Raw genomic sequence first — 13536 nt, 5'->3', positions numbered from 1 at the left:
CCGACCCGAGGCGCAGACCGAGCTCCGGTGCCGCCCTTACCGCCTCCACTGCCCTTCCGTGGTCACCGACCACTGCCTGCGCCGCCTCATAGAGTCGCGCTCCCCTCGCGACAGTGTCCCGCTCGCCACGCCCCACGCTCCCACCCGCAGACTTACGACCGTCGGTAGGATCAACACCATGAGCGGTAGTAGGAAGTATTCGATCAGCCTGCCCGAGGATCTCGCCGAGGCCGTACGCGCCCATGTCGGGCCCGGCGGTTTCTCCGCCTACGTCGCCGAGGCTCTCGAACAGCGGGTCGCCATGGACAAGCTGCGGGAGATCGTCGCCGACTTCGAGACCGACAACGAAGCCCTCACCCGCGAGGAGGTCGAGGCCGCCCGGGCGCTGCTGCGCCACGACCACCGGCAGGCCGGCGGGGCCGCCGCCTGATGCCCGGCACCCTCCTGCTCGGCAGCGAAGGACTCTCGAAGCTCTACCGCAAGGACCGCACCGTCGTGACCCTGGTCCAGGCGGCGTCAGAGGAGGGCGTCCGAGTGGCCACCAGCGCCATGACCACGCTTGAGGCCGACTACGAGCGCATTCACCCGGCCCGCATCAAGTGGGTCCTCTCCCGCGTCGACGTTCACGACGTCACCAAGGAGACCACCGACCAGGCCGCGGCCCTCCTCCGCACCCACCACCTCCACGGCCACAAGTACGCCATCGATGCCGCCTTCGCCGTCATCGCCCGCAGCGCACCCCAGCCGGTCACCGTCCTCACCTCCGACCCAGAGGACTTGACGCTCCTGTGCGGCCCTTCCGTGGAGGTCGTCAAGGTCTGAGCCCGCGTCGCCGTCACGCTGCTCGGCCGAACGCTGTCAGCGCATCGCGGGATCCGAGGACTCACTGCGAGCAGACAGCTGCGTCCGACCCGCCAACAGGCGGGTCGGACACAGCTGTTGACATTGCGTCACACGTTGAAGCGGAATGTCTGCGGCCCGATCCTGACCTGCGGCGGAGCCCCGTAAAGCGCCCTGACCAGCCATTTCTCCGTTGGCATGCGTTGGCTCCCGATGACTGTTTACGAGTGTCCTGCGGACTGGCTGCGGACTGGCCGGGGGTGCCGAGGCAGAGAAATCCATGACGCACCGGCCGGACCTCCAACGAGACTGCGCAGGTGAGCGACCGCTACCCCTGTCCCTGCTGCGGGCACCGCGTACTCGACGCCATGCCCGGCTCCTACGAGATCTGCCCCGTCTGCTTCTGGGAGGACGACGGGGTCCAGTTCCGCTGGCCGACCACGGACGTCGGAGCGAACAAGGTCTCCCTGATCGAGGCCCAGCGCAACTACCAGGACTTCGGCGCCTGCGACCAGCACGGCCGGCAGTACGTCCGCCCTCCGGCCGAGGACGAGCCGCTCGACCCCGCCTGGCGCCCCATCGACTCGACGCGCGACTCCTTCGAGGACTGGGACGCGACCGAACGCGCCCCGTGGCCCGACGACCGCTCGGTGCTCTGCTGGTGGCTCCCCACCTTCTGGCGCCACAACCACCCGGCGTCATGACCTCCCCCATCGAGAGACTCATCCAGCAGCTCGACGGCGATGCCGGGGCGTCCTACGATGCCCGCGCGGAACTGATCTGGCTCGGCTCCGCCGCCATCCCCGCCATCATCGACGGCCTGCCTTCCCTCGGTGGCTTCGGGCAGCTGACCGCCATCGAGGTCTTCCAGGAGGTGGGCGACCCACGCTGTGGCACCGCCCTCATCGGACTGCTGGACAGCGACAACCCGACCGTCCGCGAATGGGCAGCTGTGGCCCTGGCGAGCCTGGAGATCGACGGCGCCATCGAGCCCCTGCGCCGCGCCTACCGCGCCTGCCTGGAACGTGCCACCCCGCCGGACTGGACCGAGCCCGACGGCATCCGCTGGGCGATGACGGAACTCGGCGCCCGCAGCGCCGTCGTCCCCTCCCTGACCGCCCGTCTGCGCACCGATACCCCAGCGGACAGCCCCGGCTGGCCCTCTGCCCACTTCACGGCGATCATCAACGACCTGGCCGACCACGCCCAGCTGATCCTCTACTCCCAGTTCTGGCGGGTGGACGCCGGCCGCACGTACTCCGTCTCCGGCACCGGCCTCGACTGGCAGCTCGACTGGAGTGCGCCTTGGGAGCACCTGGTCGAAGAGGCCCGCGCCTGGTCCCTCCTGGAAGCTACCGAAGCGCCGGTCGGCGAGGACATCTTCGTCGCCCCCACCTGGATCGACCGCACCGACCTGCACCCAGAGAGGTAACCCCATGCCGTTCCAGCGCCCCGAGGAGACCGGCTACGGCCACGTGATCAAGCGCTACGTAACGAGGAAGGACTCGGACCACCCGCGCTACCTCGAATTGAACAGCCGTCGTGTCCTGCGGCCAGGGTGGCCGTACGCCGAAAGCTTCGCCCGCCACCTGATCGACGACGCGGCCGCGATCACCGACGCCGAGCTGGAAGCTCTCCTCGCCTACGAATGGCGTTCGCGCCTCACCGCCGCCTGGCTGATCGGCGTAGGCCAGCGCACCTCGTTCCGCAAGCGCATTGGCGACCTGCTTCTGGCCAGCGAGGTCTGCTACTCCGGCGGCGGCTACTGCTTCGCCCTGGCCCGTCTCGGCACGCACGCGGACGCCGAGATCCTCACCGCCTACCTCGACCGCTACCTGCCCCGCACCGACCTCCGCTACGACCAGCCAGAAGCTCTCGGCGCCCTCCTCCGCCTCGACGCCCACCTCGGCACCCACCACGCCGACCGCTTCACCCAGCCCGACGGCCTCTGGGACCAGTGGGTCAATGCCCTGGTCCACCTCCGCGACCACCCCGATTACACCCCCGCGGAGCAGCGCCGCTGGACGGACCTCCACTGCGACTTCGCAGACGGCTGGTCCCGCACGTAGCCGCTCCCGCGTGCGGATAGCGCATAGGTAACGCAGCCGGAGCCTTGCAGCTCTGCTCAGGCACAGACTACGGCGGTGGCTCGAGACCTGAAGGTGGGTTGACCCGCACGTAGCTCGCCTCGCGCATGCTTGCGCGTGGGTCGTCAAGCTTGGGCTTGTAGGCCCTCTGGTACTTGGAGGTGCCTGCAAGGGCCGCCGTCACTTCGAAACTACCAAGGCGACCAGTGCGCCGGTTCGGGTGCTGAACCAGCAGGCTCTTCAGGGATCCCCCGCTATCGATGTACTGCACCTCAAGTGAGTAGGTGCAGTAACACTTCAGCGTTCTGACCCGGATGAAGATGTCGAAGGCATCTGCTGGCTGGATCGGAACGGAGTGTCCGGCGAAGTACTCGGCCCTGCCGAGCGCCAGATAAGGCCGCGGATCATCGAGGTCCAAGTCGGCAATCACGCCTTCCTCGCCGCCCGCACCCCCCACGGGGTAGTACAGGACCTCGCTGATCGGCTCCTCGCGATGAAGGGAGACTGGCTTGATTTCGACAACCCGGATAGGCGCCTTCCCGGTGTTTACGACCGACAGCTTGTACGAGTCGCCGCCAACGTGGACGAGGTGCTGCCTCTCTACGAAGGAGGCGTACCCAGCCTTCTCGGCACCCTCCCCGATCTTGCTGAAGTAGTCTCGCTCCTCACCGTCGGTAGGGAGATACTTCGAGGCGTCGAGCCCTCCCTCCCGAGGTAAACTCAGGACCGCCTTGACACCATCCGCTGTGCCAGCGACCTGGCCGTCACCGGGGGACCGTGGTGAGTCTGCCCGAGGCTGATCCGGGCTATTCAGTGTGGTGAAAACCAGGACCGCCGCGAGCGCAATCGACATGGCCGCAGCAACGATCCCAATGGCAGCCTTCCCCGAGAGACCGTTGATCTGGGTTCCTTGCCCCAGTTGGTTGACCTCACCACCTTGGCTGGCCCAGCCGTCCTGGTACAGCTTGCCGGCATGCAACGAAGGGTCTTTCCGACCAGGCTCCAGACTCACCGATCTCGCCTCCACCACCGCGCCGTACCAGTCAGTGATTGATTTGGTCCCCGCCGGCCTGGTAGACCCGTGCGTTCCTCCCGCTAGCGCTGGCTGTCTGTCTGATGCTCACGTCCGCTGTCACATCCTCGGGCCTCCGAGTCTCATTCAAGAGCGCTCGCAGATCCTCTGCAGCGGCAGGATGGTCTCTCAGGAATCGCCGAAACCTGCCCGCCCATTGGGCCTGCAGCTCTCCCTCCGTGTCCGAGTCCCCAACCTCACGGGCGCGCTCTAGCTCCGATCGCGAGTCATCCAAGTCTCGGGCTACGTCGTCTCCCTGCTCTGGTCGAGACCGCTGCCATAGGGAGATCACGCCCGAACGAGCGCGGTTCCAAGTGTCAGTGAGCATCAACGCTACGACCGTATTGGCAGCAGAAGCAGCCAGATTGGCCAATTCCGTGCTCATACTTCCTCCTTCAGCGACAGGTACTCCAGCTCGATCCTATCCAGCATCAAGGCGACTGCCGGGGATAACTCGATCTGTCCGTAAGCCTGTTGCTGAGGGCACCCGACGTCGTAGAGCGCCGGCCCGCCTGAGCATCGACACAGTGAGACGCGCTCAACTACACAGCGCCCAATCCGGAGGCACTCGTTAGGTCAGCACAACGTTCCTCGATGACTGGCTGAGCAGATATGACCCCGAGCTACCGACTTGATGCCCCATTCCAAGACGGCCATCAGGCACCCAGCATGGGCCCCGGGGTGCCCAGCCGCTACGCAGCGAAGACGGCACACCTCGAACGCGCTGCTGGCCCGACAGCCTCTGGGGCCAGTGGATCAATGCCCTGGCCCAGCCCCGCGACCACCCCACCTACACACCCAAAGAGCGGCGCCGCTGGACTGACCTCCACTGCGACTTCGCCAACGGATGGTCCTGCCCATAATCGGGGTGTATCCGCCCCGAGCCCTGGTCTTCACCCTGCTCGACGAGAACGGCCCGAGGTTCACGCTGCCCCCGCCCACGGCCCGTTGCTCGCCGGCTTCCTGACCGGCGGCCTCGTCGCCCCCGCGTGGTGCACGAGCTGGCGCAATGACGCCACCACCATCGTCGGGCCGCTCCTCGGGCTGCCGGAGTTCCCGTACCTCGATCTCCCCCGTCCCGAGATCACTACCAGCCACCCCAACGGCTACCTCTGGAAGCGCGACCACGTCGAACCGTGGCTCGGCGGGTCGGCAGTCGCCTGGGTCGACGACGACTTCACCAACCTCGACCACGCCTGGGCGGCGGAGCGGACCGCCAAAGGCACGCCGACTCTCCTCGTTCAGCCCGAACCGCACCTCGGACTGCAGCCCGAGCACCTGACCGAGGTCATAACGTGGGTCTCGCAGCTGCCCAGAGCCCGGGTCGCGTGACAACTGATGCCCTCGCTGCCACAGGCAGCGAGGGCATCAGGGTGCGATGTAGTCCCTGGCCTGTACTTGGGCGCAGCTCAGTTTCTGAACGGGATAGCCGTGGTTGGCATCGATCAACCGTCCAGCCCTCGGTACCCCCGGAAGAAGATCGTGTCGCTGGCCGTCGAGCAGGTGCGGACGCTGCCTGAGGAGATACCCGCCCGCTACAAGGGCCTCGTGCTGCTCGGCGCTACCACCGGGCTCCGCCCCGGCGAGCTGTTCGGCCTCCAGCTCCGGCACGTGGACCTGCTGCACGCGACCGTCTCGGTCGAGCAGCAGGTCCAGCAGACCGCCAAGCACGGCGTGTATGTCTGCCCGCCCAAGACCGCTCGCTCGCACCGCACGGTCCCGCTCCCCCGCATGGCGGTGGATGCGATGAAGGCCCATCTCCGGGCCTTCCCCGCCGATGGGCCCGAGGGCTGGCTCTTCACGGCGCCGCAAGGCAGACCCGTCGTCTACACGCACTTCATGGACGGGTCCTGGCAGCCCGCCTGCGCGAAGGCCGACATAGCGAAGGGCACTGGGCCTCATGCGCTGCGGCACCACTACGCCAGCCTGCTGATCAAGCACGGCGAGTCCGTGAAGACGGTCTCCGAACGCCTCGGCCACACCAACGCGGCCATGACGCTGAACATCTACACCCACCTGTGGCCCGACTCCGAAGAGCGGACCCGGGCCGCCGTCGACAAGGCGTACGCGGACCAGTCCGCCAATGCCAGGCAACAGGTCGACGAAGCGGCGTAGCCGCTGCCCCGCGCGCTGGCCGAAGCCAGCACGCTGCGGACTTTGTGTGGACCGCAAAGGCCGCCCAACCCGCTCCGTCGCAGGTCAGACGGCCTTTCGCCGAACGTATTAGACGTTGAAGCGGAACTCCACCACGTCGCCGTCCTGCATGACGTAGTCCTTGCCCTCCATGCGGGCCTTGCCCTTGGCGCGGGCCTCGGTGACCGAGCCGCACTCGACGAGGTCGGCGAAGGAGATGACCTCGGCCTTGATGAAGCCGCGCTGGAAGTCGGTGTGGATCACGCCGGCCGCCTCGGGGGCGGTGGCGCCCTGCTTGATGGTCCAGGCGCGGGTTTCCTTCGGGCCGGCCGTCAGGTAGGTCTGGAGGCCCAGGGTGGCGAAGCCGACGCGGCCGAGGGTGGCGAGGCCGGGCTCGTCCTGGCCGACCGACTGGAGGAGCTCCAGGGCCTCCTCGTCGTCCAGCTCCGCGAGGTCCGCCTCCAGCTTGGCGTTCAGGAAGATCGCCTCGGCCGGGGCGACCAGGGCTGCCTGCTCCGCCTTGAAGGCGTCGTCCGTCAGCTCGTCCTCGTCCACGTTGAAGACGTAGAGGAAGGGCTTGGTGGTGAGGAGGTGCAGCTCGTGGAGGAGGTCGCCCTTCTCCGTGCCCTTGGTGATGCCCTTCGAGAAGAGCGTGTCGCCGGCTTCGAGGATCTTCTTCGCCTCGACGACCGCGGCCAGGACCGCGACCTTCTCCTTCTGGAGACGGGACTCCTTCGTCAGGCGCGGCTCGGCCTTCTCGATGGACTGGAGGTCGGCGAGGATCAGCTCGGTGTTGATCGTCTCGATGTCGTCCTTGGGCGAGACCTTGCCGTCGACGTGGACGACGTTCTCGTCCTTGAAGGCGCGGATGACCTGGCAGATCGCGTCCGACTCGCGGATGTTCGCCAGGAACTTGTTGCCCAGGCCCTCGCCCTCCGAGGCGCCGCGCACGATGCCCGCGATGTCGACGAAGTCGACCGTGGCGGGGAGGACCTTCTGGGAGCCGAAGATCTCGGCCAGCTTGCCCAGGCGGGGGTCCGGGACGCCGACGACGCCGATGTTCGGCTCGATGGTGGCGAACGGGTAGTTGGCCGCCAGCACGTCGTTCTTGGTCAGGGCGTTGAACAGGGTCGACTTGCCGACATTCGGCAGGCCGACGATTCCGATCGTGAGCGACACGTTGGCGACTTCCCGTAGCTGGAGGGGGCGGCGGCCCGGAGGTGGGCCACCGGACAGTTTACTTTCCGATGAGCGGCACTCGTTGTACGCGTGTCCGGGCCCCGGTTCGGGGCCCTTCCCGCCTAGTTTGGTGGGGTGGAGCAATACAGGATGCGTTCGGTGCGTCACCCGCAGGTGCCCGGCCGGGTGCCCGCCCAGTCGCGGCGCCCCGCCGCGCCCCGCCGGCTGCCGCGGCCCATGCTGACCGGGTTCGGCGCCGGGCTGTTCGCCTGTCTGGCGATGCTGCTGGTGGCGGGGGTGTGCCGGCTGCTCTTCGGCTCCTCGCTCTTCGCCTACGGGCTGCTGTTCCTGCCCGTCGCCGCCGCGATCGGCGTGTGGGTGCGGCCGGCGGACCTGGTCACCGCGCCGATCTCGGCCCCCATCGCCTTCGCCGCCGGGGTGTGGCCCGTCTCGGGCGGCTCCGGCGGCCTGGGCGGGCAGCTCATGGGGGTGGTGTCCGCGCTGTCGCTGCACGCCGGGTGGCTGTACGCGGGCACGCTGGCCGCCGGGCTGATCGCGCTGGTGCGCCGGGCCGCGCTGAGCGGGCGCAAGCGCGCCGCCCGGCAGCAGCGCGCCCGGACCGCCTGACCTACCGGCCGGAGGCGTCGCGCGCGGCCATGGCCGCGCCGACGATCCCCGCGTTGTTCTGGAGCTTCGCGGGGACGATCTCCGCCCGGATCCCCTTGATCAGCGGCAGGAACTTCTCCGGCTTGCGGCTGACGCCGCCGCCCAGGATGAACAGGTCCGGGGAGAAGAGCATCTCCACGTGGGCCAGGTACTTCTGCAGCCGGTGCGCCCAGCGCTCCCAGGTGAGGTCCCCGTCCTCCTTGGCCTTCACCGAGGCCCGCGTCTCCGCGTCGTGGCCCTTCAGCTCCAGGTGGCCCAGCTCCGTGTTCGGCACGAGCCGGCCGTCCTGGAAGAGCGCGCTGCCGATGCCCGTGCCCAGGGTGAGCAGCAGCACCGTGCCCCCGACCCCGCGCCCCGCCCCGTACGCCATCTCGGCGATGCCCGCCGCGTCGGCGTCGTTGAGGACGGTGACCGGCCTGCCCCCCAGCCCGGCCGAGAGCAGGGAGGCCGCGTCGGTGCCGATCCAGCCCTTGTCCATGTTGGCCGCCGTGCGGGTGACGCCTCCCGTGACCACGCCCGGGAAGGTCACCCCGACCGGGCCGTCCCAGGAGAAGGCGCCGACCACCTCCGCGACGCACCCGGCCACCCCCTCGGGGGTGGCCGGGTGCGGGGTGAGTACCTTGTGGCGCTCCTGCGCCAGCTCGCCGCGCTCCAGGTCCACGGGAGCGCCCTTGATGCCTGAACCGCCGATGTCCACACCGAAGATCTGCATGGACATACCGTACGAAAGGTCTTACTTCTCGGCGACCAGTTCCGCGGCCTCGGTCCGCAGGTCGCGGCGGAGCTCCTTGGGCAGGGAGAAGGTGATGTGCTCCTCCGCCGTCTTGACGATCTCCACGTCCGCGTAGCCGCGCTGGGAGAGCCACTCCAGGACCTCTTCGACCAGCACCTCCGGGACGGAGGCGCCCGAGGTCAGGCCGACGGTGGTGACGCCGTCCAGCCAGGCCTCGTCGATCTCGCTCGCGAAGTCGACGAGGTGGGCGGCCTTCGCGCCGGCGTCGAGGGCGACCTCGACGAGGCGGATGGAGTTGGAGGAGTTCTTGGAGCCGACGACGATGACCAGGTCGGAGTCGGCGCCCATCACCTTGACGGCCGCCTGCCGGTTCGAGGTGGCGTAGCAGATGTCGTCGCTGGGCGGGGAGACGAGCAGCGGGAACTTCGTCTTCAGCGCGTCGACGGTCTCCATGGTCTCGTCCACCGAAAGGGTGGTCTGGGAGAGCCAGACGACCTTGGACTCGTCGCGGACCTCGACGTTCGCCACGTCGTCGGGGCCGTCGACGATGGTGATGTGGTCCGGGGCCTCGCCGGAGGTGCCGATGACCTCCTCGTGGCCCTCGTGGCCGATGAGGAGGATGTCGAAGTCCTCGTTCGCGTAGCGGATGGCTTCCTTGTGGACCTTGGTGACCAGCGGGCATGTCGCGTCGATGGTCGCGAGCTTCCCGCGCGCCGCCTCCTCGTGCACCACCGGCGCCACGCCGTGCGCGGAGAACATCACGATGTTGCCCGGGGGGACCTCCTCCGTCTTCTCGACGAAGATGGCGCCCTTCTTCTGCAGCGTCTGGACGACGTACTTGTTGTGCACGATCTCGTGGCGGACGTAGACCGGAGCGCCGTACTGTTCCAGGGCCTTCTCGACGGCGATCACGGCACGGTCCACACCCGCGCAGTAACCGCGGGGGGCGGCGAGCAGGACGCGGCGGGCGGCGGGAGCAGGGGCGGCAGCAGTCATGTGCTCCATCGTACGGGGGTCTCCAGCAGGCCGTACGTCGCCCGTTCGGCACAGACTTGGTCGGACGTACGTACCGACCGTCCCCCCGGAGGACCGATGGCATCCGCTGCGGACACCAGCACGGCGGCCCCCTCGGCGCTGCGCCGGAGTCTGGGCTTCCGGGACCTGGTGGTCTACGGGCTGCTCTTCATCGCCCCCATGGCCCCGGTGGGGGTCTTCGGCACCCTCGACGCGAAGTCGCACGGCGCGGTCGCCCTCGTGTACGTCGTCGCGACCGTGGCGATGGCCTTCACGGCCTTCTCGTACGCGCAGATGGTGCGGGTGGCCCCGCAGGCCGGCTCGGTCTTCACGTACGCCCGCAAGGGGCTCGGCGAGGGGGCGGGGCTGATCGCGGGCTGGATGGCGATGCTCGACTACCTGCTGATCCCGGCGGTGGCGTACCTGTTCTCCGGGATCGCGATGCACGCACTGGTGCCGGAGGTGTCCCGGTGGGTGTGGACGGCGCTGGCGGTGGTGGTGACCACCGGGCTGAACCTGTGGGGCGTACGGGCGGCCGCGCGGGTGGGCTTCGCGGTGCTGGCGATGGAGATCGTGGTGCTGCTGGTGTTCCTGGTGGCCGCGGTGGCGGTGCTGGTGCAGGACGGGCCCCGGCGGGGCTGGCTCTCGCCGCTGACCGGGGACGGCTCGACGGCCTTCTCGGCGGCGGCCGTGCTGGGCGCGGTGTCCGTGGCCGTCCTGTCGTACCTGGGCTTCGACGCCATCGCCTCCTTCGCCGAGGAGGTCACCGGGGGCAGCGCCCGGGTGGCCCGGGCGGTGCTGTTCTGCCTGGCGCTGACCGGGGTGCTGTTCGTCGCCCAGACCTATCTGGCGGCGCTGCTGGCCCCGGTGTCCTCGGCGGAGCTGGCGGCCGACCCGGGGCTGCAGGGGCCGGCCTTCTACGACGCGGTGGAGGCCTCGGTCGGGTCCTGGCTGCATGACGTGGTGGCGGCGAGCAAGGCCGTCGGGGCCGCCTTCGCGGCGCTGGCCGGGCAGGCCGCGGCCGGGCGGCTGCTGTTCGCGATGGCCCGGGAGCGGCGGCTGCCGCGTGCGCTGGCGCGCACCTCGGGCGGCACCCCGAGGGCGGCGCTGCTGGTGGCGGCCGCGGTGACGCTGGTGGCGGCGGTGTGGGCGGCGCGCCGCGACGACGGCCTCGACCACCTGGTCTCCGTGGTGGACGTGGGGGCGCTGGTGGCGTTCACCCTGCTGCACGCCTCGGTGGTGGGGTGGTTCGTGGTGCAGCGGCGCGAGGGGCCCCCGGTGTGGTGGAAGCACCTGGTGGTGCCGGTGCTGGGGGCGGCGGTGACGGTGGCCGTGATCGTGGAGGCCTCCCGGGCCGCGCAGCTGGTGGGGGCCGTGTGGCTGCTGGCGGGGCTCGTGCTGCTGCTCGTACAGCGCGGGCAGGGGCGCGGGCGGGCGGGCGCCGACACCCCGACCGGGCCCTGAGGCGCTGTCGGCGGCGCCGGTTAGCCTGCGTGCATGGGTCTGAATACGTCGGCTGATGCGCCGCTGCCGGTCGGCCAGGTGTCCCGGCTCATCGGGGGCTGGATCGACCGCCTGGGCCAGGTGTGGGTGGAGGGGCAGATCACGCAGCTGTCCCGGCGGCCGGGGGCCGGGGTGGTGTTCCTGACGCTGCGCGACCCCTCGCACGACATCTCCGTCAGCGTGACCTGCTTCCGCCAGGTGTGGGACGAGGTCGCGGACGTGGTGTCCGAGGGCGCGCGGGTCGTCGTCCTGGCCAAGCCGGAGTGGTACGCCCCGCGCGGGCAGCTGTCCCTGCGGGTGACGGAGATCCGCCCGGTCGGCATCGGGGAGCTGCTGGCCCGCCTGGAGCGGCTGAAGCGGTCGCTGGCGGCCGAGGGCCTCTTCGCGCTGGACCGCAAGAAGCCGCTGCCGTTCCTGCCGCAGCTGATCGGCCTGGTGGTGGGGCGGGCCTCGGCGGCCGAGCGGGACGTGCTGGAGAACGCCCGGCGGCGCTGGCCGGCGGTCCGCTTCGAAGTGCGCAACGTGGCGGTGCAGGGGGTGCACGCGGTGCCGCAGGTGGTGCAGGCGGTCAAGGAGCTGGACGCGCACCCGGGCGTGGACGTGATCATCGTGGCGCGGGGCGGCGGCAGCGTGGAGGACCTGCTGCCGTTCTCCGACGAGGAGGTCGTGCGGACGGTCGCGGCCGCCCGCACCCCGGTGGTCTCGGCGATCGGGCACGAGCCGGACTCCCCGCTGCTGGACCTGGTCGCGGACCTGCGGGCGTCCACGCCCACGGACGCGGCCAAGAAGGTGGTCCCGGACGTCGGCGAGGAGCTGGAGCGGGTGCGCCAGCTCCAGGGCCGGTCTCTGCGGGCGCTGCGCGGGCTGCTGGACCGGGAGGAGCGGGGGCTGGCGCACGCCCTCGCGCGTCCGGTGTTCGTGCACCCGCAGCGGATGGTGGAGACGCGGGAGGCCGAGCTGGAGGCGCTGCTGGCCCGCAGCCGGCGCACCCTGGGGCACCTGCTGGACCGGGCGGACTCGGAGCTGGAGCACACCCTGGCGCGGGTGGTGGCGCTGTCCCCGAAGGCGACCCTGGAGCGCGGGTACGCGGTGCTCCAGCGGGCCGACGGGCACGTGGTGCGGGCGCCTGGGGAGGTCGCGGAGGGCGAGGTGCTGCGGGCGCGGGTGGCGGAGGGCGAGTTCACGGTGGCGGTCGCGGAAGCGGTCGCGGCGGCCGGCCCGGGATCCCCGCAGGTCGCGGAGGCGGTGGTGGAGGCGGACTCGACCACCGGTCCAGACCCCCTCGAAAACTGACACATTCCACGCTAATCAGACGCATCACCTACCTACGATGGGACCCAAGGAATGACCGACACCGATACGGCGCTGGGGTACGAACAGGCACGGGACGAGCTCGTGGAGGTCGTCCGCAAGCTGGAGGCCGGCGGCACCTCCCTGGAGGAGTCCCTGGCGCTCTGGGAGCGCGGCGAGGAGCTGGCGAAGGTCTGCCGGCACTGGCTCGAAGGAGCCCGCGCCCGGCTGGACTCGGCGCTGGCCGCCCGCGAAGCGGCGGCCGGGGGCGACGGGGACGGCCGCGAGGAGTGACCCGCACCACCCCCTCAGCTAGTAGTTGAAATTTCATCTACTTTGGCCGTAGAGTCGGAGCACCGCTTCACCTCCGCATAGAAGAAGGCTTACCGATGTCTCTCGTGCTCGACGCCGCTGCCCAGGACCTGCTGTTCCGCGAGGCCCGCACCGCCAACTCGTTCTCCGACGAGCCGGTGACCGAGGAGCAGGTCCAGGCCATCTACGACCTCGTGAAGTTCGGCCCCACCGCCTTCAACCAGAGCCCGCTGCGCGTCACCCTCGTCCGCTCCCCCGAGGCCCGCGAGCGCCTCGTCAAGCACATGGCCGAGGGCAACCAGGCCAAGACCGCTTCCGCCCCGCTGGTCGCGATCCTCTCCACGGACAACGAGTTCCACGAGGAGCTCCCCTTCCTGCTGCCGCACTTCCCGCAGGCCAAGGACGCCTTCTTCTCCGAGCGCCCGGTCCGCGAGCAGGCCGCCCTGGTGAACGGCGCCCTCCAGGCCGCGTACTTCATCATCGGCATCCGCGCCGCCGGTCTGGCCGCCGGCCCGATGACCGGCCTGGACTTCGAGGGCGTCCAGAAGGAGTTCCTCGACGCCGACCACACCCCGCTGATGGTCGTCAACATCGGCAAGCCGGGCGAGAACGCCTGGTTCCCGCGCTCCCCGCGCCTGGAGTTCGACCAGGTCATCACCACCGTCTGAGCCGCCCGCGCCGCCTGAGCACCGGCACGGACATCTCGT

The 13536-nt window shown here is 69.8% G+C and carries 16 protein-coding genes; 12 read left to right on the top strand and 4 right to left on the bottom strand.

Features of this window, described 5'->3' with window-relative positions; translation table 11 throughout:
* Positions 1–178 precede the first annotated feature (178 nt).
* From ACIPW5_RS14610 to ACIPW5_RS14590, 5 genes are all read left to right on the top strand, one after another.
* On the top strand, positions 179–430 hold the full coding sequence (locus ACIPW5_RS14610; RefSeq protein WP_018845686.1) for a hypothetical protein: 252 nt from the start codon (positions 179–181) through the stop codon (positions 428–430).
* Positions 430–822, top strand: a complete 393-nt coding sequence (locus ACIPW5_RS14605) for a DNA-binding protein (protein ID WP_401244587.1) — start codon at positions 430–432, stop codon at positions 820–822. Before ACIPW5_RS14610 ends, ACIPW5_RS14605 begins: the two co-directional genes overlap by 1 nt.
* Before the next feature lie 335 nt (positions 823–1157).
* Positions 1158–1544 carry a CPCC family cysteine-rich protein gene (locus ACIPW5_RS14600; protein ID WP_401244585.1) on the top strand — a complete coding sequence of 129 codons (387 nt, stop codon included), beginning with the start codon at positions 1158–1160 and terminating at the stop codon, positions 1542–1544.
* Positions 1541–2272, top strand: coding sequence for a HEAT repeat domain-containing protein (locus ACIPW5_RS14595; RefSeq protein WP_401244583.1), 732 nt, complete (start codon positions 1541–1543; stop codon positions 2270–2272). The genes ACIPW5_RS14600 and ACIPW5_RS14595 overlap by 4 nt, the downstream gene beginning before the upstream one ends.
* Positions 2273–2276: 4 nt before the next feature.
* Complete coding sequence (locus ACIPW5_RS14590; protein WP_401244582.1) at positions 2277–2909, top strand: DUF6000 family protein; 633 nt, start codon at positions 2277–2279, stop codon at positions 2907–2909.
* A gap of 67 nt (positions 2910–2976) precedes the next feature.
* Here ACIPW5_RS14590 and ACIPW5_RS14585 read toward each other — a convergent pair whose 3' ends face one another.
* On the bottom strand, positions 2977–3939 hold the full coding sequence (locus ACIPW5_RS14585; protein WP_401244580.1) for a hypothetical protein: 963 nt from the start codon (positions 3937–3939) through the stop codon (positions 2977–2979).
* Positions 3940–4758: 819 nt separating this feature from the next.
* Here ACIPW5_RS14585 and ACIPW5_RS14580 point away from each other — a divergent pair.
* Complete coding sequence (locus tag ACIPW5_RS14580) at positions 4759–5331, top strand: hypothetical protein (protein ID WP_401244579.1); 573 nt, start codon at positions 4759–4761, stop codon at positions 5329–5331.
* 150 nt (positions 5332–5481) lie between these two features.
* A complete protein-coding gene (locus tag ACIPW5_RS14575; protein ID WP_401244578.1) occupies positions 5482–6114 on the top strand; it encodes a site-specific integrase in 633 nt (210 codons plus the stop codon).
* 108 nt (positions 6115–6222) lie between these two features.
* Here ACIPW5_RS14575 and ychF read toward each other — a convergent pair whose 3' ends face one another.
* Positions 6223–7311, bottom strand: a complete 1089-nt coding sequence (gene ychF / locus ACIPW5_RS14570) for a redox-regulated ATPase YchF (protein ID WP_401244576.1) — start codon at positions 7309–7311, stop codon at positions 6223–6225.
* Positions 7312–7461: 150 nt separating this feature from the next.
* Here ychF and ACIPW5_RS14565 point away from each other — a divergent pair, with 150 nt between their 5' ends.
* Positions 7462–7938: a DUF6542 domain-containing protein gene (locus tag ACIPW5_RS14565; RefSeq protein ID WP_401244574.1), complete on the top strand. Its 477-nt coding sequence runs from the start codon at positions 7462–7464 to the stop codon at positions 7936–7938.
* 1 nt (position 7939) lies between these two features.
* Here ACIPW5_RS14565 and ppgK read toward each other — a convergent pair whose 3' ends face one another.
* Together ppgK and ACIPW5_RS14555 are read right to left on the bottom strand one after the other, a co-directional pair.
* Positions 7940–8689: a polyphosphate--glucose phosphotransferase gene (ppgK, locus tag ACIPW5_RS14560; RefSeq protein ID WP_401244572.1), complete on the bottom strand. Its 750-nt coding sequence runs from the start codon at positions 8687–8689 to the stop codon at positions 7940–7942.
* Positions 8690–8710: 21 nt separating this feature from the next.
* Positions 8711–9715, bottom strand: coding sequence for a 4-hydroxy-3-methylbut-2-enyl diphosphate reductase (locus tag ACIPW5_RS14555; RefSeq protein WP_401244571.1), 1005 nt, complete (start codon positions 9713–9715; stop codon positions 8711–8713).
* Between the two features lie 87 nt (positions 9716–9802).
* On the opposite strand from ACIPW5_RS14555, the gene ACIPW5_RS14550 reads away from it, so the two are divergent.
* The 4 genes from ACIPW5_RS14550 (at position 9803) to ACIPW5_RS14535 (ending at position 13497) form a co-directional block, all read left to right on the top strand.
* Complete coding sequence (locus ACIPW5_RS14550; protein ID WP_401244569.1) at positions 9803–11188, top strand: APC family permease; 1386 nt, start codon at positions 9803–9805, stop codon at positions 11186–11188.
* Between the two features lie 33 nt (positions 11189–11221).
* Positions 11222–12520, top strand: a complete 1299-nt coding sequence (gene xseA, locus ACIPW5_RS14545; protein ID WP_401244567.1) for an exodeoxyribonuclease VII large subunit — start codon at positions 11222–11224, stop codon at positions 12518–12520.
* A 51-nt stretch (positions 12521–12571) separates the two neighbouring features.
* Positions 12572–12811, top strand: coding sequence for an exodeoxyribonuclease VII small subunit (locus ACIPW5_RS14540; RefSeq protein ID WP_401244565.1), 240 nt, complete (start codon positions 12572–12574; stop codon positions 12809–12811).
* 95 nt (positions 12812–12906) lie between these two features.
* Complete coding sequence (locus ACIPW5_RS14535) at positions 12907–13497, top strand: malonic semialdehyde reductase (protein ID WP_401244564.1); 591 nt, start codon at positions 12907–12909, stop codon at positions 13495–13497.
* The last annotated feature ends 39 nt before the right edge of the window (positions 13498–13536 follow it).

This window comes from Streptomyces sp. NPDC090077, from assembly GCF_044747545.1.
Taxonomy (GTDB): Bacteria; Actinomycetota; Actinomycetes; order Streptomycetales; family Streptomycetaceae; genus Streptomyces.
This window is presented reverse-complemented; position numbering and strand designations above follow the sequence as displayed.

Bases quoted from the DNA above. Each gene is read 5' to 3' on its own strand.
- xseA (WP_401244567.1), top strand. From the start codon at position 11,222: ATGGGTCTGAATACGTCGGCTGATGCGCCGCTGCCGGTCGGCCAGGTG.
- ACIPW5_RS14550 (WP_401244569.1), top strand. From the start codon at position 9,803: ATGGCATCCGCTGCGGACACCAGCACGGCGGCCCCCTCGGCGCTGCGC.
- ACIPW5_RS14595 (WP_401244583.1), top strand. From the start codon at position 1,541: ATGACCTCCCCCATCGAGAGACTCATCCAGCAGCTCGACGGCGATGCC.
- ACIPW5_RS14590 (WP_401244582.1), top strand. From the start codon at position 2,277: ATGCCGTTCCAGCGCCCCGAGGAGACCGGCTACGGCCACGTGATCAAG.
- ACIPW5_RS14540 (WP_401244565.1), top strand. From the start codon at position 12,572: ATGACCGACACCGATACGGCGCTGGGGTACGAACAGGCACGGGACGAG.
- ACIPW5_RS14610 (WP_018845686.1), top strand. From the start codon at position 179: ATGAGCGGTAGTAGGAAGTATTCGATCAGCCTGCCCGAGGATCTCGCC.
- ppgK (WP_401244572.1), bottom strand. From the start codon at position 8,689: ATGCAGATCTTCGGTGTGGACATCGGCGGTTCAGGCATCAAGGGCGCT.
- ACIPW5_RS14605 (WP_401244587.1), top strand. From the start codon at position 430: ATGCCCGGCACCCTCCTGCTCGGCAGCGAAGGACTCTCGAAGCTCTAC.
- ACIPW5_RS14555 (WP_401244571.1), bottom strand. From the start codon at position 9,715: ATGGAGCACATGACTGCTGCCGCCCCTGCTCCCGCCGCCCGCCGCGTC.
- ACIPW5_RS14565 (WP_401244574.1), top strand. From the start codon at position 7,462: ATGCGTTCGGTGCGTCACCCGCAGGTGCCCGGCCGGGTGCCCGCCCAG.
- ACIPW5_RS14535 (WP_401244564.1), top strand. From the start codon at position 12,907: ATGTCTCTCGTGCTCGACGCCGCTGCCCAGGACCTGCTGTTCCGCGAG.
- ACIPW5_RS14580 (WP_401244579.1), top strand. From the start codon at position 4,759: ATGCCCTGGCCCAGCCCCGCGACCACCCCACCTACACACCCAAAGAGC.